This window comes from Streptomyces pratensis, assembly GCF_016804005.1.
Classification (GTDB): Bacteria; Actinomycetota; Actinomycetes; order Streptomycetales; family Streptomycetaceae; genus Streptomyces; species Streptomyces pratensis_A.
Map to the genome: position 1 here is coordinate 695,799 of NZ_CP051486.1, position 22,656 is coordinate 718,454.

At 69.7% G+C, this 22,656-nt stretch carries 20 protein-coding genes and 1 pseudogene; 15 read left to right on the forward strand and 6 right to left on the reverse strand.

Going from position 1 to position 22,656, the window contains the following annotated elements; all coding sequences use genetic code 11:
• Positions 1–76: 76 nt before the first annotated feature.
• The 15 genes from HED23_RS03055 to recQ all read left to right on the forward strand — a co-directional run bounded on the left by HED23_RS03055 (position 77) and on the right by recQ (position 18,210).
• On the forward strand, positions 77–436 hold the full coding sequence (locus HED23_RS03055) for an NADH-quinone oxidoreductase subunit A (RefSeq protein WP_003967084.1): 360 nt from the start codon (positions 77–79) through the stop codon (positions 434–436).
• A gap of 18 nt (positions 437–454) precedes the next feature.
• Positions 455–1,009, forward strand: coding sequence for a NuoB/complex I 20 kDa subunit family protein (locus HED23_RS03060; protein ID WP_014154689.1), 555 nt, complete (start codon positions 455–457; stop codon positions 1,007–1,009).
• Positions 1,006–1,722 carry an NADH-quinone oxidoreductase subunit C gene (locus HED23_RS03065; protein ID WP_203181902.1) on the forward strand — a complete coding sequence of 239 codons (717 nt, stop codon included), beginning with the start codon at positions 1,006–1,008 and terminating at the stop codon, positions 1,720–1,722. Before HED23_RS03060 ends, HED23_RS03065 begins: the two co-directional genes overlap by 4 nt.
• Positions 1,722–3,080, forward strand: a complete 1,359-nt coding sequence (locus tag HED23_RS03070) for an NADH-quinone oxidoreductase subunit D (protein WP_203181903.1) — start codon at positions 1,722–1,724, stop codon at positions 3,078–3,080. Before HED23_RS03065 ends, HED23_RS03070 begins: the two co-directional genes overlap by 1 nt.
• A gap of 29 nt (positions 3,081–3,109) precedes the next feature.
• Positions 3,110–3,928, forward strand: coding sequence for an NADH-quinone oxidoreductase subunit NuoE (gene nuoE / locus HED23_RS03075; RefSeq protein WP_203181904.1), 819 nt, complete (start codon positions 3,110–3,112; stop codon positions 3,926–3,928).
• The gene (gene nuoF / locus HED23_RS03080; protein WP_203181905.1) at positions 3,925–5,301 is read left to right on the forward strand and encodes an NADH-quinone oxidoreductase subunit NuoF; all 1,377 of its coding nucleotides are present in this window, start codon (positions 3,925–3,927) and stop codon (positions 5,299–5,301) included. The genes nuoE and nuoF overlap by 4 nt, the downstream gene beginning before the upstream one ends.
• Positions 5,298–7,805 (forward strand): NADH-quinone oxidoreductase subunit G, encoded by a 2,508-nt coding sequence (locus HED23_RS03085; RefSeq protein WP_203181906.1) that lies wholly within the window; start codon positions 5,298–5,300, stop codon positions 7,803–7,805. Before nuoF ends, HED23_RS03085 begins: the two co-directional genes overlap by 4 nt.
• Positions 7,802–9,220, forward strand: coding sequence for an NADH-quinone oxidoreductase subunit NuoH (gene nuoH / locus HED23_RS03090; protein WP_203181907.1), 1,419 nt, complete (start codon positions 7,802–7,804; stop codon positions 9,218–9,220). Before HED23_RS03085 ends, nuoH begins: the two co-directional genes overlap by 4 nt.
• Complete coding sequence (gene nuoI, locus HED23_RS03095; RefSeq protein ID WP_203181908.1) at positions 9,213–9,809, forward strand: NADH-quinone oxidoreductase subunit NuoI; 597 nt, start codon at positions 9,213–9,215, stop codon at positions 9,807–9,809. The genes nuoH and nuoI overlap by 8 nt, the downstream gene beginning before the upstream one ends.
• Positions 9,806–10,660 carry an NADH-quinone oxidoreductase subunit J gene (locus tag HED23_RS03100; RefSeq protein ID WP_203181909.1) on the forward strand — a complete coding sequence of 285 codons (855 nt, stop codon included), beginning with the start codon at positions 9,806–9,808 and terminating at the stop codon, positions 10,658–10,660. Before nuoI ends, HED23_RS03100 begins: the two co-directional genes overlap by 4 nt.
• Positions 10,657–10,956 carry an NADH-quinone oxidoreductase subunit NuoK gene (gene nuoK, locus HED23_RS03105; RefSeq protein ID WP_033297526.1) on the forward strand — a complete coding sequence of 100 codons (300 nt, stop codon included), beginning with the start codon at positions 10,657–10,659 and terminating at the stop codon, positions 10,954–10,956. The genes HED23_RS03100 and nuoK overlap by 4 nt, the downstream gene beginning before the upstream one ends.
• Before the next feature lie 12 nt (positions 10,957–10,968).
• Positions 10,969–12,864 carry an NADH-quinone oxidoreductase subunit L gene (nuoL, locus tag HED23_RS03110; RefSeq protein ID WP_203181910.1) on the forward strand — a complete coding sequence of 632 codons (1,896 nt, stop codon included), beginning with the start codon at positions 10,969–10,971 and terminating at the stop codon, positions 12,862–12,864.
• 4 nt (positions 12,865–12,868) lie between these two features.
• Complete coding sequence (locus HED23_RS03115; RefSeq protein WP_203181911.1) at positions 12,869–14,440, forward strand: NADH-quinone oxidoreductase subunit M; 1,572 nt, start codon at positions 12,869–12,871, stop codon at positions 14,438–14,440.
• On the forward strand, positions 14,437–16,101 hold the full coding sequence (gene nuoN / locus HED23_RS03120) for an NADH-quinone oxidoreductase subunit NuoN (protein ID WP_203181912.1): 1,665 nt from the start codon (positions 14,437–14,439) through the stop codon (positions 16,099–16,101). The genes HED23_RS03115 and nuoN overlap by 4 nt, the downstream gene beginning before the upstream one ends.
• A 120-nt stretch (positions 16,102–16,221) precedes the next feature.
• Positions 16,222–18,210: a DNA helicase RecQ gene (gene recQ, locus HED23_RS03125; RefSeq protein ID WP_203187339.1), complete on the forward strand. Its 1,989-nt coding sequence runs from the start codon at positions 16,222–16,224 to the stop codon at positions 18,208–18,210.
• Positions 18,211–18,223: 13 nt separating this feature from the next.
• On the opposite strand, the gene HED23_RS03130 is transcribed toward recQ, so the two are convergent.
• The 6 genes and pseudogenes from HED23_RS03130 to fahA form a co-directional block, all read right to left on the reverse strand.
• Complete coding sequence (locus tag HED23_RS03130) at positions 18,224–18,832, reverse strand: Uma2 family endonuclease (protein ID WP_203181913.1); 609 nt, start codon at positions 18,830–18,832, stop codon at positions 18,224–18,226.
• Between the two features lie 85 nt (positions 18,833–18,917).
• Positions 18,918–19,421: pseudogene (locus HED23_RS03135) on the reverse strand (HEAT repeat domain-containing protein); the annotation flags it as partial.
• A gap of 15 nt (positions 19,422–19,436) precedes the next feature.
• Positions 19,437–19,664, reverse strand: coding sequence for a 4Fe-4S dicluster domain-containing protein (locus HED23_RS03140; protein ID WP_203181915.1), 228 nt, complete (start codon positions 19,662–19,664; stop codon positions 19,437–19,439).
• 42 nt (positions 19,665–19,706) lie between these two features.
• Positions 19,707–20,477 (reverse strand): GntR family transcriptional regulator, encoded by a 771-nt coding sequence (locus HED23_RS03145; protein ID WP_203181916.1) that lies wholly within the window; start codon positions 20,475–20,477, stop codon positions 19,707–19,709.
• A 152-nt stretch (positions 20,478–20,629) separates the two neighbouring features.
• Entirely contained in the window at positions 20,630–21,307 is a 678-nt protein-coding gene (locus HED23_RS03150; protein ID WP_203181917.1) for a GOLPH3/VPS74 family protein, read from the reverse strand.
• Positions 21,304–22,533: a fumarylacetoacetase gene (gene fahA / locus HED23_RS03155; protein ID WP_203181918.1), complete on the reverse strand. Its 1,230-nt coding sequence runs from the start codon at positions 22,531–22,533 to the stop codon at positions 21,304–21,306. Before fahA ends, HED23_RS03150 begins: the two co-directional genes overlap by 4 nt.
• Between the last annotated feature and the right edge of the window lie 123 nt (positions 22,534–22,656).

Sequence of the window (22,656 nt, forward strand, 5' to 3'; positions counted from 1 at the left end):
CACGATCTTGGTGAGGTGGCGAGCCGGTCGCCCGATGCGGTCCAACGGTCAAGGACGACTGGAAGGAGCGAGGAGCGTGAATGCCTACGCGCCCATCCTCGTGCTCGGCGCCCTCGGGGCAGGGTTTGCGATCTTCTCCGTGGTCATGGCCACGCTTATCGGCCCGAAGCGGTACAACCGAGCAAAGCTCGAAGCGTACGAGTGCGGTATCGAACCCACCCCCACTCCTGCCGGAGGCGGCCGTTTCCCCATCAAGTACTACCTGACGGCGATGCTGTTCATCGTCTTCGACATCGAGATCGTCTTCCTCTATCCCTGGGCGGTCTCCTTCGACGCCCTGGGGATCTTCGGGCTCGTGGAGATGCTGCTCTTCGTGCTCACCGTCTTCGTCGCCTACGCGTATGTGTGGCGCCGGGGCGGCCTGGAATGGGACTGAGGGGCTGAGGGGCACACCATGGGACTCGAAGAGAAGCTGCCGAGCGGCTTCGTACTGACCACTGTCGAGCAGGCCGCCGGCTGGGTACGGAAGTCGTCCGTCTTCCCCGCCACCTTCGGCCTCGCCTGCTGCGCCATCGAGATGATGACGACAGGCGCGGGGCGGTACGACCTGGCCCGTTTCGGGATGGAGGTCTTCCGCGGATCGCCGCGGCAGGCGGATCTGATGATCGTCGCAGGGCGGGTGAGCCAGAAGATGGCGCCCGTCCTGCGGCAGGTCTACGACCAGATGCCGAGCCCCAAGTGGGTCATCTCCATGGGGGTTTGCGCGTCATCGGGTGGAATGTTCAACAATTACGCCATTGTTCAGGGTGTTGATCATATTGTCCCGGTCGACATCTATCTGCCGGGATGCCCGCCGCGTCCCGAGATGCTGATCGACGCCATCCTCAAGCTCCACCAGAAGATCCAGGGCTCCAAGCTCGGGGTCAACGCGGAGGAGGCCGCCCGCGAGGCGGAGGAGGCGGCCCTCAAGGCACTCCCCCTGATCGAGATGAAGGGGCTGCTGCGGTGAGCGACGAACAGAACACGAACAGCGGCCAGGTGCCCACCCCGCGGGACGACTCCGGCGAGATCATCGGCGTACGCAAGGGCATGTTCGGTGCCGACAACGGCGGTGACACCTCCGGCTACGGCGGACTCGTCCGCACCGTGGCCATGCCGGGCGCCTCGTCCCGGCCTTACGGCGGCTGGTTCGACGAGGTGGCGGACGAGCTGGAGGGGGCCCTGGAGGAACAGGGCCTGCTCCCCGACAACGCCATCGAGAAGACGGTCGTCGACCGGAACGAACTCACCTTCCACATCGCCCGCGAGCACCTGGTCCAGGTCGCCCGCACCCTGCGCGACGACCCGGCCCTGCGCTTCGAGCTCTGTACGGGCGTCAGCGGAGTCCACTATCCGGGGGACAAGGGACGCGAGCTGCACGCGGTCCACCACCTGCGCTCGCTCACCCACGGACGGCTGATCCGCATCGAGGTGTCCGCCCCCGACAGTGATCCGCACGTCCCGTCCCTCGTCGAGGTCTATCCGACCAACGACTGGCACGAGCGCGAGACCTACGACTTCTTCGGACTGATCTTCGACGGGCACCCCGCCCTGACCCGGATCATGATGCCGGACGACTGGCAGGGCTTCCCGCAGCGCAAGGACTACCCGCTCGGCGGCATCGCCGTCGAGTACAAGGGCGCCCAGATCCCGGCTCCGGACCAGCGGAGGTCGTACAGCTGATGACCACTTCCCACTCCCACACCTCGTCGGGTCCCTCCGCGACCCACCTCTCCGATGCCAGGGCCACGACCGAGGGGACCGTATATACAGTCACCGGCGGCGACTGGGACGAGGTCGTCGAGTCCGCCGCCAAGTCGGACGACGAACGCATCATCGTCAACATGGGTCCCCAGCACCCTTCCACTCACGGCGTGCTGCGTCTGATCCTGGAGATCGACGGCGAGACCGTCACCGAGGCCCGCTGCGGCATCGGCTACCTCCACACCGGCATCGAGAAGAACCTCGAATTCCGGAACTGGACCCAGGGCACCACCTTCGTCACGCGCATGGATTACCTGACCCCGTTCTTCAACGAGGCGGCGTACTGCCTCGGGGTCGAGAAGCTCCTCGGCATCGAGGACCAGGTCCCCGACCGGGCCACCGTCCTGCGGGTGCTCCTCATGGAGCTCAACCGGATCTCCTCGCACCTGGTCTGCATCGCCACCGGCGGCATGGAGCTCGGCGCCACGACGATCATGATCTACGGCTTCCGCGATCGTGAACTCGTTCTCGATCTCTTCGAGCTGATCACCGGCCTGCGGATGAACCACGCGTTCATCCGGCCCGGCGGTCTCGCCCAGGACCTGCCCATGGGCGCGATCGACCAGCTCCGCGAGTTCGTCAGGACCATGAAGAAGAACCTGCCGGAGTACGACAAGCTCGCGACCGGCAACCCCATCTTCAAGGCCCGCATGCAGGACGTCGGATACCTCGACCTGACCGGTTGCATGGCGCTCGGCGCCACCGGCCCGGTCCTCAGGTCCGCGGGACTCCCGCACGACCTGCGCAAGACCGATCCCTACTGCGGCTACGAGACCTACGACTTCGACGTCCCCACCGCGGACACCTGCGACGCGTACGGGCGCTTCCTCATCCGTCTCGAGGAGATGCGCCAGTCGCTCAGGATCGTCGAGCAGTGCCTGGAGCGGCTGGAGCCGGGCCCGGTCATGGTCGCCGACAAGAAGATCGCCTGGCCCGCGCAGCTCGCGCTGGGACCCGACGGACTCGGCAACTCGCTCGACCACATCAAGAAGATCATGGGCACCTCCATGGAGGCCCTGATCCACCACTTCAAGCTGGTGACCGAGGGCTTCCGGGTCCCGGCCGGGCAGGCGTACACCGCCCTGGAGTCGCCCAAGGGCGAACTCGGCGTGCACGTCGTCTCGGACGGCGGCACGCGCCCCTTCCGGGTCCACTTCCGTGACCCGTCCTTCACCAATCTCCAGGCCATGGCGGCGATGTGCGAGGGCGGCCAGGTCGCCGACGTCATCGTCGCCGTCGCGTCCATCGACCCCGTGATGGGAGGCGTCGACCGGTGACCGCATCCAATCAAGAAGTCAGTCTGGGGATGCCGCAGCTCCCCGCCCCCGCCTACCCGGCCGAGGTGCTCACCCGGCTCGAAGCGGACGCGAAGGAGGTGATCGCCCGCTACCCCGGCAGCCGCTCCGCGCTGCTGCCGCTGCTGCACCTGGTGCAGTCCGAGGAGGGGTACGTCTCCCGTACGGGCATGGCGTTCTGCGCCGACCAGCTCGGCCTCACCACCGCCGAGGTCACCGCGGTCGCCACCTTCTACACGATGTACCGGCGCCGGCCGAGCGGTGACTACCAGGTCGGGGTCTGTACCAACACCCTGTGCGCGGTCATGGGCGGCGACGCCATCTTCGACCGGCTCAAGGACCACCTGGGCGTCGGCAACGACGAGACGACCGAGGACGGCAAGGTCACCCTCGAACACATCGAGTGCAACGCGGCCTGCGACTTCGCGCCCGTCGTGATGGTCAACTGGGAGTTCTTCGACAACCAGACGCCCGAGAGCGCCACGCAGCTCGTCGACGACCTGATCGCAGGCCGGACCGTGGAGCCCACCCGGGGCGCGCCTCTGTGCACGTACAAGGACACGGCCCGGATCCTGGCCGGCTTCCCCGACCGGCGCCCGGGCGCCGTCGAGGCGAGCGGCGGCGCGGGCGCCGCGTCCCTGGTCGGCCTGAAGCTGGCCAAGGGCGAGGCCGGGCCGCACGCGCGCGTGGTCGCACCGAGGGGCGAGACCCCACAGGACGCGCAGCCGCAGAAGGGCGCCGAGCACCTCAGCTCGCACGACGCACCGCAGAAGACGTCGGCCTCCGACCCGGAGCACCCGGCAGGGCCCGCCGCCGAGGAGGGGGAGTGATGACCTTGGCAGCCGAGATCGACCAGAACGGAACGAGCCCGGAGAAGCTCCTGGCACCGGTCCTCTCCTCCTTCTGGGACGAGCCGGAGTCCTGGACGCTGGACACCTACCACCGCCACGACGGATACGAGGGGCTGCGCAAGGCCCTGGCCATGTCGCCCGACGACCTCATCGCGTACGTCAAGGACTCCGGTCTGCGCGGGCGCGGAGGCGCGGGCTTCCCCACCGGGATGAAGTGGCAGTTCATCCCGCAGGGCGACGGCAAGCCGCACTACCTCGTGGTCAACGCCGACGAGTCGGAGCCCGGGACCTGCAAGGACATCCCGCTCCTCTTCGCGAATCCGCACAGCCTCATCGAAGGAATCGTGATCGCCTGCTACGCGATCCGCTCCTCGCACGCCTTCATCTATCTGCGCGGCGAGGTCGTCCCCGTGCTGCGGCGGCTGCACGAGGCGGTGCGCGAGGCCTACGAGGCGGGCTACCTGGGGACGAACGTCCTCGGCTCGGGGCTCGACCTGGAGCTCACCGTCCACGCGGGCGCGGGCGCCTACATCTGCGGAGAGGAGACCGCACTCCTCGACTCGCTCGAAGGACGGCGCGGCCAGCCCCGGCTGCGTCCCCCCTTCCCCGCCGTCGCCGGTCTGTACGCCTGCCCCACCGTCGTGAACAACGTCGAGTCCATCGCCTCGGTTCCCGCGATCCTGAACAAGGGCAAGGACTGGTTCAAGTCGATGGGCAGCGAGAAGTCCCCGGGCTTCACGCTGTACTCGCTCAGCGGACACGTCACCAGCCCCGGCCAGTACGAGGCCCCGCTCGGCATCACCCTGCGCCAGCTGCTCGACATGAGCGGCGGCATCAGGGAAGGGCACCGCCTGAAGTTCTGGACCCCGGGCGGCTCCTCCACCCCGATGTTCACCGAGGAGCACCTCGACGTCCCCCTGGACTACGAGGGGGTGGGCGCCGCCGGATCCATGCTGGGCACCAAGGCGCTGCAGTGCTTCGACGAGACCACCTGCGTGGTGCGGGCCGTCACCCGCTGGACCGAGTTCTACGCCCATGAGTCCTGCGGCAAGTGCACGCCGTGCCGCGAGGGCACCTACTGGCTCGTCCAGCTGCTCCGGGACATCGAGGCCGGCAAGGGGCAGATGGCCGACCTCGACAAGCTCAACGACATCGCCGACAACATCAACGGCAAGTCGTTCTGCGCCCTCGGCGACGGCGCCGCCTCGCCGATCTTCTCCTCACTGAAGTACTTCCGCGAGGAGTACGAGCAGCACATCACCGGCAGGGGCTGCCCCTTCGATCCGGCCAGGTCGACCCTCTGGGCCGACGACAAAGACGACAAGAACGCTCACCGGGGGGTGAACGCATGACAGTCACCACGAGTGCGCCCTCCGGGGGCGGCGAGGCGGCCGTTCCGCCCGAGGACCTCGTCACGCTCACGATCGACGGCATCGAGATCAGCGTGCCCAAGGGCACCCTCGTCATCCGTGCCGCCGAACTCCTCGGCATCGAGATCCCGCGCTTCTGCGACCACCCGCTCCTCGACCCGGCCGGCGCCTGCCGCCAGTGCATCGTCGAGGTCGAGGGCCAGCGCAAGCCGATGGCCTCCTGCACCATCACGTGCACCGACGGCATGGTCGTGAAGTCGCAGATCACCTCGCCCGTCGCGGAGAAGGCCCAGAAGGGGGTGATGGAGCTCCTGCTCATCAACCACCCGCTGGACTGCCCGGTCTGCGACAAGGGCGGCGAGTGCCCCCTGCAGAACCAGGCGATGTCACACGGAGGGGCCGACTCCCGGTTCGACGGGAAGAAGCGCACCTTCGAGAAGCCCGTCCCCATCTCCACCCAGGTGCTGCTGGACCGCGAGCGGTGCGTGCTCTGCGCACGCTGCACCCGGTTCTCCAACCAGGTGGCGGGCGACCCCATGATCGAGCTGATCGAGCGCGGTGCGCTCCAGCAGGTCGGTACCGGCGAGGGCGACCCCTTCGAGTCGTACTTCTCCGGCAACACCATCCAGATCTGCCCGGTCGGGGCCCTGACCTCGGCGGCGTACCGCTTCCGCTCCAGGCCCTTCGACCTGGTGTCGACGCCCTCCGTGTGCGAACACTGCGCCGGCGGCTGCGCGACCCGGACCGACCACCGGCGCGGCAAGGTCATGCGGCGGCTCGCCGCCAACGACCCCGAGGTCAACGAGGAATGGCTCTGCGACAAGGGCCGCTTCGGCTTCCGCTACGCACAGCAGCGCGACCGGCTCACCACCCCGCTCGTGCGCAACGCGGACGGCGTGCTGGAACCGGCGAGCTGGCCCGAGGCGCTGGAGGCTGCGGCGGCCGGACTCTCGGCTTCCCGCGGTCGGACCGGGGTGCTCACCGGAGGCCGGCTGACCGTCGAGGACGCCTACGCCTACAGCAAGTTCGCGCGGGTCGCCCTCGACACCAACGACATCGACTTCCGGGCCCGGGTCCACAGCGGTGAGGAGGCCGACTTCCTGGCCGCCCGCGTGGCCGGGCGGGGACGGGACCTGGACGGCAGCGGAGTCACGTACACCGCTCTGGAGAAGGCCCCGGCCGTCCTGCTGGCCGGCTTCGAGTCCGAGGAGGAGGCGCCCGGCGTCTTCCTGCGGCTGCGCAAGGCCCATCGCAAGCACGGGCAGCGGACGTTCGCACTCGCCTCGCACGCCAGCCGGGGCCTGGAGAAGGCGGGCGGCACGCTGCTTCCCGCCGCGCCCGGCACCGAGACCGAATGGCTGGACGCCCTCGCGGGCGGGGTCGGCCTGGAGGCCGAAGGCGCCGCCGCGGCCGAGGCACTGCGCGGCGAGGGCGCCGTGATCGTGGTGGGCGAGCGGCTCGCCGCGGTGCCCGGCGGGCTGACCGCCGCCGTGCGCACCGCCGCGGCGACCGGCGCCGCACTGGTGTGGATCCCGCGCCGGGCCGGCGAACGCGGCGCGCTGGAGGCGGGCGCGCTCCCGTCGCTGCTGCCCGGCGGCCGTCCCGCGACGGACCCCCGGGCCCGGGAGGAGGTGGCGTCCGTCTGGGGCGTCGCCGAACTCCCGGCCCGCTTCGGCCGTGACACCGGGCAGATCGTCGAGGCCGCCGCCACCGGAGAGCTGGGCGCGCTGCTGGTGGCCGGGGTCGATCCCGAGGACCTGCCCGACCCGGCCGGAGCGCTGCGCGCACTGGACGAGGTCGGCTTCCTGGTCTCGCTGGAGCTGCGGCCCGGCGCGGTCACCGAACGCGCGGACGTGGTCCTTCCCGTCGCGGCCGTCGCGGAGAAGCCCGGAACCTTCCTCAACTGGGAGGGCAGGGCCCGGATGTTCGAGGCGGCGCTGAAGCCCGAGCAGCTGCCGAGGACGCTCTGCCCGACCGACGCGCGGGTGCTGCACATGCTGGCCGACGCCCTCGACGTACGCCTCGCACTGCCCGACCTGAAGGCGGCCCGCCGCGAGCTGGACCGCCTCGGCGGCTGGCAGGGCGGTCACGCCGACGATCCTCGGGCGACGTCACGCCCGGTGCCCAGGCCCGGTGACGGCGAGGCGGTCCTCGCGGGCCACCGGATGCTGCTCGACCGGGGCCGGCTCCAGGAGGGCGACGAGGCGCTGGCGGGTACGAGGCACGCGGCCGTCGCCCGGCTCTCCCCGGTCACCGCCGCCGAGTCCGGGGTGAAGGACGGCGATCTGCTGGCCGTCACCGGGCCCGCCGGGACCACCGAACTCCCGCTGGCGGTGACGGAGATGCCGGACCGGGTGGTGTGGGTGCCGCTCAACTCCGTCGGCCGGGGTGTCCCCGCCGACACCGGCGCCCGGCCGGGCGGACTGGTCCGGATCGGCCCGGCCGCCCCGGGCTCGCACGTCGTGACAACGGAGGTAGGAGAGTGACCGGCCTCGATCGGCTCGCCGCGGCACCGCACGGCACCGTCCTCGCAGCCGAGGACCTCTCGATGTTCGGCACGGACCCCTGGTGGCTCGTCGTCGTCAAAGCGGTGTTCTGCTTCGCGTTCCTGATGGTGACCGTGCTGTTCTCCATCGTGTGGGAGCGCAAGGTCGTCGCCTGGATGCAACTGCGCATCGGCCCCAACCGGCACGGCCCCTGGGGCATGCTCCAGTCGCTCGCCGACGGCATCAAGCTGATGCTGAAGGAAGACGTCGTCGTCAAGCGGGCCGACAAGGTCGTCTACATCCTGGCCCCGATCGTGGCCGCCGCACCCGCGTTCATGGCGATCGCCGTGATCCCGTTCGGCCCGTCCGACAACAAGGTCTCGATCTTCGGCCACCCCACGACGATGCAGCTGACGGACCTGCCGATCGCGATGCTGTACATCCTCGCGGTGGCCTCCGTCGGCATCTACGGCATCGTGCTCGCCGGCTGGTCCTCGGGGTCGACGTACCCCCTGCTCGGCGGTCTGCGTTCCTGCGCCCAGATGATCAGCTACGAGATCGCGATGGGCGCCGCGTTCGCCTCGGTGTTCCTCTACTCCGGTTCGATGTCGACCTCGGAGATCGTGGCGGCGCAGCAGGACCGCTGGTTCATCCTCCTGCTCCCGGTCTCGTTCATCATCTACGTGATCACGATGGTCGGTGAGACCAACCGCGCCCCGTTCGACATGCCCGAGTCCGAGGGTGACCTGGTCGGCGGCTTCAACACCGAGTACTCGTCGATCAAGTTCGCGATGTTCATGCTCGCCGAGTACGTCAACATGGTCACCGTCTCCGCGGTCTCCGTGACCCTGTTCCTGGGCGGCTGGCGGGCTCCGTACCCGATCAGCACCTTCTGGGAGGGCGCGAACCAGGGCTGGTGGCCGATGCTCTGGTTCGTCATCAAGGTGCAGCTGCTCCTCTTCTTCTTCATCTGGCTGCGCGGCACGCTGCCCCGTGTCCGCTACGACCAGCTGATGAAGCTCGGCTGGAAGGTCCTGATCCCGGTCTCGGTGGTCTGGCTGATGCTGGTCGCCACCGTCAGGGCGCTGAACAACGAGGGCTACGACTACTCCAAGATCCTGCTGTACGTCGCCGGAGCCGTGATCGCGGTCCTGCTGATCTCCTTCGTCGCCGACGTCTTCCGGGACCGGAAGGCCAAGGCCGCCGAGGAGGCGGCCGGACCGGAGCCGGCGTTCGACCCGATGGCGGGCGGATTCCCCGTGCCGCCGCTGCCCGGCCAGGCCCTGCCACCGGTCCCGCGTCGCACACCGCGACGCGAGCGGGAGCTCGTTGTCAGTGGCGGGCCGGATACTCGGAGTGACGATCAGGTGGGTTCCGGAAGTTCGAGTGACGGAAGGGAGGCCGACGGTGTCTGAGTCATCAGAACCCTCAGGGGAGAAGTTCCAGAATCCTGTGGCCGGCTTCGGCGTGACCTTCAAGGCCATGTTCAAGAAGCGGCTGACCGAGCAGTACCCGGAGACGAAGAAGGTGACGGCGCCGCGCTTCCACGGCCGGCACCAGCTCAACCGCCACCCGGACGGGCTGGAGAAGTGCGTCGGCTGCGAGCTCTGCGCCTGGGCGTGTCCGGCGGACGCCATCTACGTCGAGGGCGCGGACAACACGGACGAGGAGCGCTACTCCCCGGGCGAGCGCTACGGCCGCGTCTACCAGATCAACTACGCGCGCTGCATTCTCTGCGGGCTCTGCATCGAGGCGTGCCCCACCCGGGCACTGACCATGACCAACCAGTTCGAGCTCGCCAACACCACCCGAGAGAGCCTCATCTACACCAAGGACGAGCTGCTCGCGGGGCTCGAGGACGGCATGGTCGACAGCCCGCACGCGATCTACCCCGGCATGGACGAACAGGACTACTACCGGGGGCTGGTGACCGAGGCGGCTCCCGGCACGGAGCGTCAGGCAGCCGTCTCCAAGGGAGAAGCGGACAAGGAGGTGGACGTATGACCGCCGCCCTGGCCGCAGCGGCCACCGCCACCTCGACGGGCGAGGCGGTCCAGTTCTGGATCCTCGGCACCGTCGCCGTCGTCGGCGCGCTCGCCACCGTCCTCATGAAGAAAGCGGTGCACAGCGCACTGTCGCTCGCCGGCACGATGATCGTGCTGGCGGTCTTCTACCTCGCCAACGGCGCCTACTTCCTGGGCATCGTCCAGGTCGTCGTCTACACCGGCGCGATCATGATGCTGTTCCTCTTCGTGGTCATGCTCGTCGGCGTCACGGCGGCGGACTCTCTGAAGGAGACGCTCAAGGGCCAGCGCTGGCTGGCGGCCGCCTGCGGTCTCGGCTTCGGCATCCTGCTGATCGCCGGCATCGGGCAGGCGTCCCTGCAGACCTTCAACGGACTGGGAGCGGCGAACGCCCGGCACGGCGGAAACGTCGAGGGCCTCGCCAACCTCATCTTCACCAAGTACGTGTTCGCGTTCGAGATCACCGGCGCCCTGCTGATCACCGCGACGGTCGGCGCGATGCTGCTCACGCACCGCGAGCGCACCGAACGCGCCAAGACACAGCGCGAGCTCTCCGAGGAGCGGGTGCGCAGCAGCCATCTGCCTCCGCTGCCGGCTCCGGGTGTCTACGCCAGGCACAACGCCGTGGACATCGCGGGCCTGCTCCCGGACGGCACCCCGTCCGAGCTCACCGTCATGCAGACGCTGCGCCGGCGCGGCCAGATCCGTGACGTGTCCAGCGAGTCGCTCGCCGACCTCAAGGCGCTGGAACAGCGCTCCGGGGAGCGGCTCGGCCGCAACGGCGGACCAGCCCGTGACCACGCGGGAGAAGAGGAGGAGGTCGCCAAGTGAATCCGGTCAACTACCTCTACCTCGCGGCCCTTTTGTTCACGATCGGCGCCTCCGGCGTGCTGATCAGGCGGAACGCGATCGTGGTGTTCATGTGCATCGAGCTGATGCTCAACGCCTGCAACCTCGCGCTCGTCGCGTTCTCCCGGATGCACGGCAACCTCGACGGCCAGATCATCGCGTTCTTCACGATGGTCGTCGCCGCCGCGGAGGTCGTCATCGGGCTCGCGATCATCGTGTCGCTGTTCCGCTCCCGCCACTCGGCCTCGGTCGACGACGCCAGCCTGATGAAGCTGTAAGGGGTCGGAATCGTGGAAAACCTGATTGCGCTGCTGGTCGCGGCGCCCCTGCTCGGAGCTGCGGTCCTGCTCTGCGGCGGCCGCCGGCTCGACCGGGCCGGACACTGGATCGGCACGGCGCTCGCCGCCGCGTCGTTCGTCATCGGTGTCGTGCTGTTCACCGACATGCTGGGCAGGGGCGCCGAGGACCGCGCCCTGCACCAGCATCTGTACAGCTGGATCCCCGTCGAGGGGTTCCAGGCCGACGTGGCCTTCCAGCTCGACCAGTTGTCGATGACCTTCGTCCTGCTGATCACGGGTGTGGGCACGCTGATCCACATCTACTCCATCGGCTACATGGAGCACGACGAGCGGCGCCGCCGCTTCTTCGGCTATCTGAACCTGTTCCTCGCCGCGATGCTCATCCTGGTCATCGCTGACAACTACCTGCTTCTGTACGTCGGGTGGGAGGGCGTCGGGCTGGCGTCGTACCTGCTCATCGGTTTCTGGCAGCACAAGCCCAGCGCGGCCACCGCCGCCAAGAAGGCCTTCCTGGTCAACCGGGTCGGCGACATGGGCCTGTCCATCGCGATCATGCTGATGTTCACCACCTTCGGTACGTTCGCCTTCGGGCCGGTGCTCGAAGCGACGGGGGACACGAGCGAGGGCAAGCTCACCGCGATCGGACTGATGCTGCTGCTCGCCGCCTGCGGCAAGTCGGCACAGGTGCCGCTGCAGTCCTGGCTCGGTGACGCGATGGAGGGCCCGACCCCGGTCTCGGCCCTGATCCACGCCGCCACCATGGTGACCGCGGGCGTCTACCTCATCGTCCGTTCCGGAGCGATCTTCAACGGGGCGCCGGACGCCCAGCTGGTCGTCGTGGTCGTCGGAGCCGTCACACTTCTCTTCGGTGCGATCGTCGGTTGCGCCAAGGACGACATCAAGAAGGCCCTCGCAGGTTCGACGATGTCGCAGATCGGCTACATGATCCTTGCCGCCGGCCTCGGCCCCATCGGCTACGTCTTCGCGATCATGCACCTGGTCACGCACGGCTTCTTCAAGGCCGGACTCTTCCTCGGCGCGGGTTCGGTCATGCACGGCATGAACGACGAGGTCGACATGCGGAAGTACGGCGGCCTGCGGAAGTTCATGCCGGTCACCTTCGTGACCTTCGGCCTCGGCTATCTCGCGATCATCGGCTTCCCGGGCCTGTCAGGCTTCTTCTCCAAGGACATGATCATCGAGGCGGCCTTCGCCAAGGGCGGCACGGAGGGCTGGATCCTCGGCTCCGTCACCCTGCTCGGCGCCGCGATCACCGCGTTCTACATGACGCGCGTGATGCTGCTGACGTTCTTCGGCGAGAAGCGCTGGCAGCCGGACGCCGAGGGCCACGAGCCGCATCCGCACGAGTCGCCGAAGTCCATGACGATCCCGATGATCGTGCTGGCCTTCGGGTCGGTCTTCGCCGGCGGCTTCTTCTCCATCGGAGACCGCTTCATGCACTGGCTGGAGCCCGTCACCGGGCACGACCACGGACACGCCCCGGTCAGCGCGGCCACCGTCACCGCCGCCACCATGGTGGTGCTCGTCATCGGTGTCGCGATCGCCTGGGCGATGTACGGACGCAGGCCGGTGCCCGCCGTCGCCCCGCGCGGCTCCCTGCTCACCAGGGCGGCCCGCCGGGACCTCCTCCAGGACGACTTCAACCACGTGGTCCTGGTCCGCGGCGGCGAACACCTCACCCGCTCGCTGGTCTACGTCGACCACACCCTGGTCGACGGGGTCGTCAACGGCACGGCCGCCTCGATGGGCGGGCTCTCCGGCCGGCTGCGCAAGCTGCAGAACGGCTATGCCCGCTCCTACGCGGTCTCGATGTTCGGCGGTGCGGCGGTACTCATCGCCGCGACCCTGCTGATGAGGGCGGTCTGATCCCATGTCCTTTCCCCTCCTGACAGCGACGGCCGCGCTCCCGGCGATCGGCGCGATCGCCACCGCCGCCGTCCCGGCCGCCCGGCGTACGGCGGCCAAATGGCTCGCCCTGGCCGTCTCGCTGGCGACGCTCGTCCTGGCCGGCATCGTGTTCGCCCGCTTCGAACCGGGCGGCGACCGCTATCAGCTCACCGAATCGCACGCGTGGATCAAGGACTTCGGTGTCCGCTACGAACTGGGCGTCGACGGCATCGGGGTGGCGCTGCTCGCGCTCACCGCGCTGCTGATCCCCTTCGTCATCCTGGCCGGCTGGCACGACGCCGATCCCCTGGAGACCAACTCCAGCCGCTGGCGGCCGACCCAGGGATTCTTCGCCCTGATCCTGATGGTCGAAGCGATGGTGATCCTGTCCTTCGTCGCCACCGACGTCTTCCTCTTCTACATCCTCTTCGAAGCCATGCTCATCCCGATGTACTTCCTCATCGGCGGCTTCGGGGACCGGGCGCACGCCGGCAGCGACGAGAACGCCGCGGCACAACGCAGCTACGCAGCAGTGAAGTTCCTCCTCTACAACCTGGCCGGCGGGCTCATCATGCTGGCCGCCGTCATCGGGCTCTACGTCGTCGCGGGGAGCTTCTCGCTCTCCGAGATCGCCGAGGCCCGGGCCAACGGCTCGCTGGACATGGCGACCTCCACGGAGCGGTGGCTGTTCCTCGGGTTCTTCTTCGCCTTCGCGGTGAAGGCCCCGCTCTGGCCGCTGCACACCTGGCTGCCCAACGCGATGGGGGAGGCGACCACCCCGGTGGCCGTCCTGATCACCGCGGTCGTGGACAAGGTCGGCACCTTCGCGATGCTCCGCTTCTGCCTCCAGCTGTTCCCGGAGGCCAGCAAGTGGGCGACGCCGGTGATCATCGTCCTGGCGCTGATCTCCATCGTCTACGGCGCCCTGCTCGCCGTCGGGCAGCGCGACATCAAGCGGCTCATCGCCTACGCGTCGATCTCGCACTTCGGCTTCATCGTGCTCGGCATCTTCGCGATGACGAGTCAGGGGCAGTCGGGTGCCACGCTCTACATGGTGAACCACGGTCTCTCGACGGCCGCCCTGATGCTGGTCGCCGGCTTCCTCATCACCAGGCGGGGCTCCCGGCTCATCGCCGACTACGGCGGGGTGCAGAAGGTGGCTCCAGTGCTGGCGGGAACCTTCCTCATCGGAGGCCTGGCCACCCTCTCGCTGCCCGGACTCGCCCCGTTCGTGAGTGAGTTCCTGGTCCTCGTTGGTGTGTTCAGCGCGTATCCGGTGGCCGGCATCATCGCCACCGTCGGTATCGTGCTCGCCGCTCTCTACGTCCTCGTCCTCTACCAGCGGACGATGACCGGCCCCGTCAGGGAGGGGATCGGGGGCATGCCCGACCTCAAGGTCCGTGAGCTGGCGGTGGCGCTTCCGCTGATCGCCCTCCTGATCTTCCTGGGTGTCTTCCCGAAGCCGGTCACCGATGTCGTCAACCCGGCGGTGCAGCACACCATGCACGACGTACAGAAGAAAGACCCCCAGCCCGAGGTGGAGGCCGCCAAGTGAGCGCAACAGCTGTCCACAGCCTGTGGACCACGGCGGGCGGGGTGACATGGGCCGCCCCGGGTGACAAATTCACCGCGCCGACCATCGAGTACGCCCAACTGGCGCCCGTCCTGATCGTGGTCGGTGCCGCCGTCCTCGGGATCCTGGTGGAGGCCTTCGTCCCGCGGCGGGCCCGCTACACCACCCAGGTGTTCCTGACGGTGGTCGCGATCGCCGCCGCGTTCGCCGCGGTGGTGGGGCTCGCCGCCGACGGGTACGCGACGAAGAACGCGCAGGTCGCCGCGATGGGAGCCGTCGCCGTCGACGGTCCAGCCCTGTTCCTCCAGGGCACCATCCTCCTGGTCTCCATGGTCTCGGTCTTCACGTTCGCGGAGCGGCGCCTCGACCCGGCCTCGCACGGCAACCGCGTGGACTCCTTCGCCGCCCAGGCCGGTTCGGTGCCCGGCAGCGACGGGGAGAAGGCGGCGGTGAAGGCAGGATTCACCACGACCGAGGTCTTCCCGCTGGCACTCTTCTCCGTGGCGGGAATGCTGGTCTTCCCCGCGGCCAACGACCTGCTGACGCTGTTCGTCGCGCTCGAGGTCTTCTCCCTCCCGCTCTACCTCCTCTGCGCCCTCGCCCGCCGCAAGCGGCTGATGTCGCAGGAAGCCGCCGTGAAGTACTTCCTGCTCGGCGCCTTCTCCTCGGCTTTCCTGCTCTTCGGGATCGCCCTGCTCTACGGATACGCGGGCACCGTCTCGTACGCGGGCATCGCGAGCGTCGTCGACGGCAGCGTCCAGCAGATCGACCCGGCGCTCGCCGGCACCATGGGCAACGACGTGCTGCTGCTGATCGGCGGGGCGATGATCCTCATGGGTCTGCTCTTCAAGGTCGGCGCGGTTCCCTTCCACATGTGGACCCCTGACGTCTACCAGGGCGCCCCGACCCCGGTCACCGGCTTCATGGCCGCGGCCACGAAGGTCGCCGCGTTCGGCGCGCTGCTGCGCCTGCTGTACGTGGTGCTGCCCGGTCTCACCTGGGACCTGCGCCCCGTCATGTGGGGCGTCGCGATCGTCACGATGCTCGGCGGGGCGATCGTCGCGATCACCCAGACCGACATCAAGCGGCTCCTGGCCTACTCCTCGATCGCACACGCGGGCTTCATCCTCGCCGGTGTCATCGCGGCCAGTCCGGAAGGGGTCTCCTCGGTCCTCTTCTACCTCGGGGTGTACTCCTTCGTGACCGTCGGTGCCTTCGCCGTCGTGACACTGGTGCGGGACGCCGGGGGAGAGGCGACCCACCTGTCGAAGTGGGCCGGTCTCGGCAGGCGCTCGCCGCTGACCGCGGCGGTCTTCGCGGTGTTCCTGCTGTCCTTCGCGGGGATCCCGCTCACCTCGGGCTTCTCCGGAAAGTTCGCCGTCTTCAAGGCGGCGGCGGACGGGGGAGCGGGGGGCCTCGTCGTGGTCGGTGTGATCTCGTCGGCCATCGCCGCGTTCTTCTACATCCGGGTCATCGTCCTGATGTTCTTCAGCGAGCCGAAGGCGGACGGCCCGACGGTCGCGGTCCCGTCCCCGCTGACGATGACCACGATCGCGGTCGGAGTGGCCGTGACCCTGGTGCTCGGCCTGGCCCCGCAGTACTTCCTCGACCTGGCGGGCCAGGCGGGAGTGTTCGTGCGGTAACGCGGAGCAGCATGACGACGACGCCGGACGGGCCGTGAAGTCAAGCCCGTCCGGCGTTGTCGTACGCGGCGCCTATGGTTGCTGTGGATGAGTGAAGGACTGGACGGGACGGGCGGAACGATGAGTGTGACGACCGAGAGCGCGGCGCAGCAGACGCTGCACCGGGTGTTCGGGTACGAGGCGTTCCGCGGCGAGCAGGGCGCGGTGATCGAGCATGTCGTCGGGGGCGGCGACGCGGTCGTGCTGATGCCCACCGGCGGCGGCAAGTCCCTCTGCTACCAGATCCCCGCGCTGGTCAGGCCCGGCACCGGCATCGTGATCTCCCCGCTGATCGCGCTCATGCAGGACCAGGTGGACGCCCTGCGCGCCCTCGGTGTCCGCGCGGGCTTCATGAACTCCACGCAGGACTTCGACGAGCGCCGCTCGATGGAGGCCCAGTACGTCGCCGGTGAGCTCGACGTGCTGTACCTGGCCCCGGAGCGGCTGCGCCTCGATTCGACGCTGTCGCTGCTGGCCCGCGGCGAGATCTCCGTCTTCGCCATCGACGAGGCGCACTGCGTCGCCCAGTGGGGCCACGACTTCCGCCCCGACTACCTGGCTCTGTCCGTCCTCGGCGAGCGCTGGCCCGGCGTGCCCCGTATCGCGCTGACGGCCACGGCGACCGACGCCACGCACCGGGAGATCACCCAGCGGCTTGGCATGCCCGAGGCCAGGCACTTCGTGGCCAGCTTCGACCGGCCCAACATCCAGTACCGCATCGTGCCGAAGGCCGACCCGAAGAAGCAGCTGCTCACCTTCCTCAAGGAGGAGCACGCGGGAGACGCGGGCATCGTCTACTGCCTCTCACGCAATTCGACGGAGAAGACCGCCGAGTACCTCTGCCGCAACGGCATCGAGGCCGTGCCGTACCACGCGGGTCTGGACGCCGGGACGCGCGCCGCCCACCAGTCCCGTTTCCTCCGTGAGGAGGGCCTGGTCGTCGTCGCGACCATCGCCTTCGGCATGGGCATCGACAAGCCCGATGTGCGGTTCGTCGCCCACCTCGACCTGCCGAAGTCGGTCGAGGGCTACTACCAGGAGACCGGCCGCGCGGGGCGTGACGGGGCGCCGTCCACCGCCTGGATGGCATACGGGCTCCAGGACGTCGTCCAGCAGCGCAAGCTGATCCAGGGCGGAGAGGGCGACGAGGCGTTCCGGCGCCGCGCGGCCTCGCACCTCGACTCGATGCTGGCGCTCTGCGAGACCGTCCGGTGCCGCCGGGCCCAGCTCCTGACGTACTTCGGGCAGGAGCCCGGAGAGCAGGCCTGCGGCAACTGCGACACCTGCCTCACCCCGCCCGAGACCTGGGACGGCACGGTGGTGGCCCAGAAGCTGCTGTCCACCGTCGTCCGGCTGAAGCGGGAGCGGAACCAGAAGTTCGGCGCCGGTCAGATCATCGACATCCTGCTGGGCCGCAAGACGGCGAAGACGATCCAGTTCGACCACGACCAGCTCTCGGTCTTCGGTATCGGAGAGGAGCTCGCGGAGGCGGAGTGGCGGGGCGTGGCGCGCCAGCTGCTGGCCCAGGGGCTGCTCGCCGTCGAGGGGGAGTACGGCACGCTGGTGCTGACGGAGGAGTCCGGCTCGGTGCTCGGCCGGGAGCGCGAGGTGCTGCTCCGCAAGGAGCCGAAGCGGCCCACGACCCGGTCGTCGTCCGGTGGCGAGCGCAAGGCCAAGTCCGCCGCCGCGGTGGCCGACCTGCCGGCCGAGGCCGTCCCGGTCTTCGAGGCGCTGCGCGCCTGGCGCGGAGCCCAGGCCAAGGAGCTGGGCCTCCCGGCGTACGTGATCTTCCACGACGCGACCCTGCGGGAGATCGCAGCGCTGCGCCCCGGCTCCCTGGCGGAGCTGGGCGGGGTCAGCGGACTCGGCGAGAAGAAGCTGGCGACGTACGGCGAGGGAGTGCTGGAGGTGCTGGCGGGACTGGGAGAAGCGGGCCCGTCGGCTGCTCCGGCAGCGGAAGCGAAAGCGGCACCCGCACCTGACCGGACGCCGGAGCAGGCGGCCCGCCCCGCCGCTCAGGACGCGGACCCGGAGTTCGGCTGGGAAGAGGAGCCGCCCGAGTTCGAGTGAGCCGGGGCCCGGTCTACTCCGGCTTCGCCGCCCGGCGGCGCGAGACGATCGCGGTCAGATCCAGGTCCACGGAGAAGGGAGCGGAGACCTTCATCCGGTCATGGAAGATCCCCGTGGACGTGTACGCACCGGTCGCGGGCTCCAGCTCGAAGACGTACACCACCGCCCGGCCGTCCTGGTTCTCCACCCGCCAGTAGTGCGGGATCTTCGCCCGCGCGTACTTCACGGGCTTGGTCTCCCGGTCACGGGTGACGGACTCGTCGGACACGACCTCGATCGCGAGCAGCACACTGCTCGCGGGGAACCGTGTCTGCCGCAGGCTCTCGACCGCGTCCGCGCGCACCACGACGACATCCGGTTCGGGCCGGTTCTGGAAGTCGACGTCGATGGTGAATTCGCGAAAGACCTCGAGGTCGAGCGGTGCGAGTGACTGCAACTGCCACTTCAGGTAGTCGATCGCGCGCTCGTGGAAAACGGTCTGCGGACCCACGAAAACCAGACTCCCGTCGATCAGCTCCGTATGCGGAGGCAGATTCGGGAGTGTGTCCAGGTCATCGGCGGTCCAGCCGCCCACGGGCGGGACCGCCCACCGCGGCTCGGGGGCCTCGGGTTCGATGCTCATCAGTGCTCCCATGGGACGGAGTCTCGCGGGTCTGTTCAGCGTATCCGGCGAGAACAGACCGGGGCCGCCCAGACGTGTGAGCGACTTACGCGTCGTTGACCACCGCCCCCCTCGCCGCGTACGCGCGCACGTCCGCGTCCGGCTCGGTGAGCACGCCTGAAAGCGCCTCCCGGGCCGCTGCGTGGGACGTGTGGTGGAGCAGAGCCAGGACCGCCGCCTTGCGTACGTCGGCGTTCGGGTCGGCGAGCGCTCCGGCCAGCGGGTCCACAGCGGAAGCCGGGGCCGCCGAGGAGAGCGCCGTGGCGGCCCCCGCCCGGACCTGCCAGGCCGGATCGGAGAGGGCCGTGACCGCTGCCGAGGCGTACGGCTCAGGGCACCCCGTGGCCGCGAGCGCGCCCAGGGCAGCCGCCCGCACCAGCAGGTCCCCGTCCTCCAGCAGCCGGGCCAGCGGCTCAGGGCCGGGGGAACGCGTGGCCGCCAGGCCCTTCGCGACCGCCACCCGGACCTCCCGGGACGGGTCCGTCACGGCCCCGGCCAGCAGCCCCGTCGCGTCCGCCGAGACCAGGGCGCGGATTGCCGTGCGTCGCATGGGAGGAAGGGCCTTTCACCGTAGGAGGCAGGGCATGTTGACCGTGACCGCGTCGGTGGGACACCGGGCGGCGCACGGACCGCAGTACCAGCACTCGTCGACATGCATGAAGGCCTTGCCGCTGTCCGGGTGGATGGCCAGGGAGTCGAGCGGGCACATGTCGACGCAGAGGGTGCAGCCGTCGATGCACTTCGACTCGTCGATGGTCACGGGCACGTCGGCCCGCTGGGGCGCCAGAGGCATGGCGGTCTCCAGGAAAGAGGGGGAGCCGGGGCGGAGGGGTGCTCAGCCGGACCTGTGCAGCAGGCCGCTCATGCTGATGCGATCGCCACGGAAGCGGATGAACTCCAGGTCCACGGGCCGGCCGTCACCGAGGTGGGTGAGCCGTTCCAGCATCAGGACGGCGGAGCCGTGCGGGGTCTCCAGCACGGCGGCGGAGTGCGCGTCGGCGTTGACGGCCTCCATCGTGATCTCGGCGGTGCCGAGCGGCTGCCCCGTGAGGGTCTCCAGCAGCCGGAAGACGTCGGTGTTCTCCAGGTCGCAGCCGAGGAGCCCGGCCCCGATGTCCATGGGTACGTAGGTGAGATCGAGGGAGAGCGGCAGTCCGTTCAGCAGCCGGCGCCGCTCGATGTAGAGCACGTCGGTGTGCTCCGCGACCTTGAGCCGCCGCGCTACGGGAGCCGGCGCGGGCACGGGGCCGACGGTGCGGACCTCGTTGGTGACCCGGCCGTGCTCGCGGAGCGTCTCGGCCAGGCCCTGGAGCCGGTCGAGGCGGTGCGGGTACCTCTCGCCGGCGACGACGGTGCCCACTCCGGGCTGCCGTTCCACCAGGCCCTCGGCGCGCAGCAGCCCCAGGGCCTGGCGCACGGTGTTGCGCGAGACGCGGTAGTCGCTGCCGATCGCGTCCTCGAAGGGCAGCACACCACCCGGGAAGCCGCCGGTACGGACCTGATGGCGCAGCAGGCCGGCCAGCAGCCGGGCATGGTCCGCGCGCAGCCGGCGCCGGCGGGCGGCGGCGACGGGCACGGTGTGCTCACGGGTACGTTCGGCTGGCATGCGCTGGACCATACCGACGGGGTCCGGGCGATGGTGTTGCCGCAGTGTTGCGCCACCTGGGGACGCGGGGCGCACCGCTGTGACCAGCGGCTCTTCGCCGGGCCGGGGAAGATCTGCCACCACGGTGACCACCCTTCGGACACCCGGCGGAGTCAGTCCCCGCCGCCTCCGCCCCCGCCCCCGCCGTCACCGCCGCCGGCCGCGGCGGCCTTGTCCTGGCGCACGTTGCGGTGCACGGCCTGCGCCGGCCACTCCTCCCGGACCAGGGCCCGCGCCGCCGCGCGCGTACGGCGGTCGCCCCGCCTCACCACCGAAGGCAGCTCCACCGCCGCTGCCAGGCCCGCGAGCAGCCGGCTCCGGCGGTCGGGGAAGCCCGCCGCACGGGACTCCTCGAAGCGCTGCCGCACCTGCTCCGCCGGGGAGGCGGAGCCCGCCGGATGGCGGTGGTAGGGGAGCAGCCCGAGGAAGCGGCGGGTCTCCCTGCGCAGGACACCGCGTTCCACCAGGGCGTCCAGATAGAGCCCTCCGGCCCGCCGTCCGGCCTTCCGCACCCAGCCCCTCGCGGACACCCCGGAGCCGAACCGGCTCTTGCCGGGCGGCGGGAGGCTCCGCAGGAACACCGCGAGCAGCGGGTCCGGCGGGTCCAGCGGATTCACGACCACCACCCGCCCGCGCTCCACGGCGATCCGCCCCTGGAGCTCCAGCTCCGCCAGGGCGGCCCCGGCGACGCCGTACTCCAGGAACCGGCCCCGGCAGTACGGCTTGCCGCGTACGGGATCCAGGGCGAGCAGCAGCAGTTCCTCGGGGAGCGTGGGCCCGGCGTGGTTCACGGCGAGGCCGTGATCCGTCCGGTGACCTCGCCGAGTCCGACCCGGGTGCCGTGCGGCCCGGGTGCCCACGCGGTCAGCGTCACGGTGTCACCGTCCTCCAGGAACGTCCGCTTGCCCTCGGCCAGCTCCAGCGGATCGCGGCCGTTCCAGGTGAGTTCGAGCAGGGACCCGCGCTGTCCGGGCTCCGCACCGCTGACGGTGCCGGAGCCGTACAGGTCACCCGTGCGCAGCGAGGCGCCGTTCACCGTCATCTGCGCCAGCTGCTGGGCCGCCGTCCAGTACATCGAGGAGAACGGCGGCTCGGAGACGGTCTGCCCGTTGATCTCCACCGAGATCCGGATGTCGAAGCCGCCCGGCTCCTCGTCGTCCGCGTCCTCCAGATAGGGGAGCAGCCCGAAGTCCCGTGCGGGCGGTGCCGTGCGGGCCGCGTCCAGGGCCTCCAGCGGAGTGACCCACGCCGACACGGAGGTGGCGAAGGACTTGCCGAGGAAGGGACCCAGCGGCACGTACTCCCAGGCCTGGATGTCCCGCGCCGACCAGTCGTTGAGCAGGGACAGCCCGAAGACGTGCTCGCGGAAGTCGCCGAGCGCCACGGGAGAGCCCTGTGCCGACGGGACACCCACGACGAAGCCGACCTCGGCCTCGATGTCCAGCTTCACCGAGGGACCGAAGACGGGCGCGGGATCGGCCGGTGCCTTGCGCTGGCCGGAGGGGCGCACCACGTCGGTGCCCGAGACGACGACCGTGCCGGCCCGCCCGTGGTAACCGATCGGCAGGTGCTTCCAGTTGGGGGTGAGGGCCGCCCCGTCGGGGCGGAAGATCCTGCCCACGTTCGTGGCGTGGTGCTCGCTGGCGTAGAAGTCGACGTAGTCCGCGACCTCGTACGGCAGGTGGAGGGTCACCGAGTCGACCGGGTACAGCAGCGGTTCCAGGTCCGGGCGGTGGGACGGGACCGTCACCCACGCCGTCAGCGCCCGCCGCACGTCCCTCCACGCGGTGCGTCCCGCCGCCAGCAGCGGCATCAGGCTCGGCTGCGCCAGCAGTCTGGCGTAGGGCGAACCGAGCGCGTGCGCCGCCGCTCCGGCGTCCAGTACATGTCCGCCGATGCGGACTCCGACCTTTCGGTCCTCGGGGTGCCCGGGGGTGGAGAACACGCCGTACGGAAGGTTGTGCGGACCGAAGGGATCGCCCTCGGCCAGGTCGAGCGGGCTGCTCTGCTCGGGCATCTGTCGCTGCCCCTTTCCAGTCGCTTGAGGAACACGGTACGTCGGCGTCGCCGGTCGGCGGCAGTGCCTCAAGTAGGCGTAATGCCCGGAAAGTTATGTGATAACCCTGCTCGACCCACCCGT

Bases quoted from the DNA above. Each gene is read 5' to 3' on its own strand.
- HED23_RS03060 (WP_014154689.1), top strand. From the start codon at position 455: ATGGGACTCGAAGAGAAGCTGCCGAGCGGCTTCGTACTGACCACTGTC.
- HED23_RS03070 (WP_203181903.1), top strand. From the start codon at position 1,722: ATGACCACTTCCCACTCCCACACCTCGTCGGGTCCCTCCGCGACCCAC.
- nuoE (WP_203181904.1), top strand. From the start codon at position 3,110: ATGCCGCAGCTCCCCGCCCCCGCCTACCCGGCCGAGGTGCTCACCCGG.
- HED23_RS03085 (WP_203181906.1), top strand. From the start codon at position 5,298: ATGACAGTCACCACGAGTGCGCCCTCCGGGGGCGGCGAGGCGGCCGTT.
- HED23_RS03100 (WP_203181909.1), top strand. From the start codon at position 9,806: ATGACCGCCGCCCTGGCCGCAGCGGCCACCGCCACCTCGACGGGCGAG.
- HED23_RS03115 (WP_203181911.1), top strand. From the start codon at position 12,869: ATGTCCTTTCCCCTCCTGACAGCGACGGCCGCGCTCCCGGCGATCGGC.
- recQ (WP_203187339.1), top strand. From the start codon at position 16,222: ATGAGTGTGACGACCGAGAGCGCGGCGCAGCAGACGCTGCACCGGGTG.
- HED23_RS03130 (WP_203181913.1), bottom strand. From the start codon at position 18,832: ATGAGCATCGAACCCGAGGCCCCCGAGCCGCGGTGGGCGGTCCCGCCC.
- HED23_RS03140 (WP_203181915.1), bottom strand. From the start codon at position 19,664: ATGCCTCTGGCGCCCCAGCGGGCCGACGTGCCCGTGACCATCGACGAG.
- HED23_RS03145 (WP_203181916.1), bottom strand. From the start codon at position 20,477: ATGCCAGCCGAACGTACCCGTGAGCACACCGTGCCCGTCGCCGCCGCC.
- fahA (WP_203181918.1), bottom strand. From the start codon at position 22,533: ATGCCCGAGCAGAGCAGCCCGCTCGACCTGGCCGAGGGCGATCCCTTC.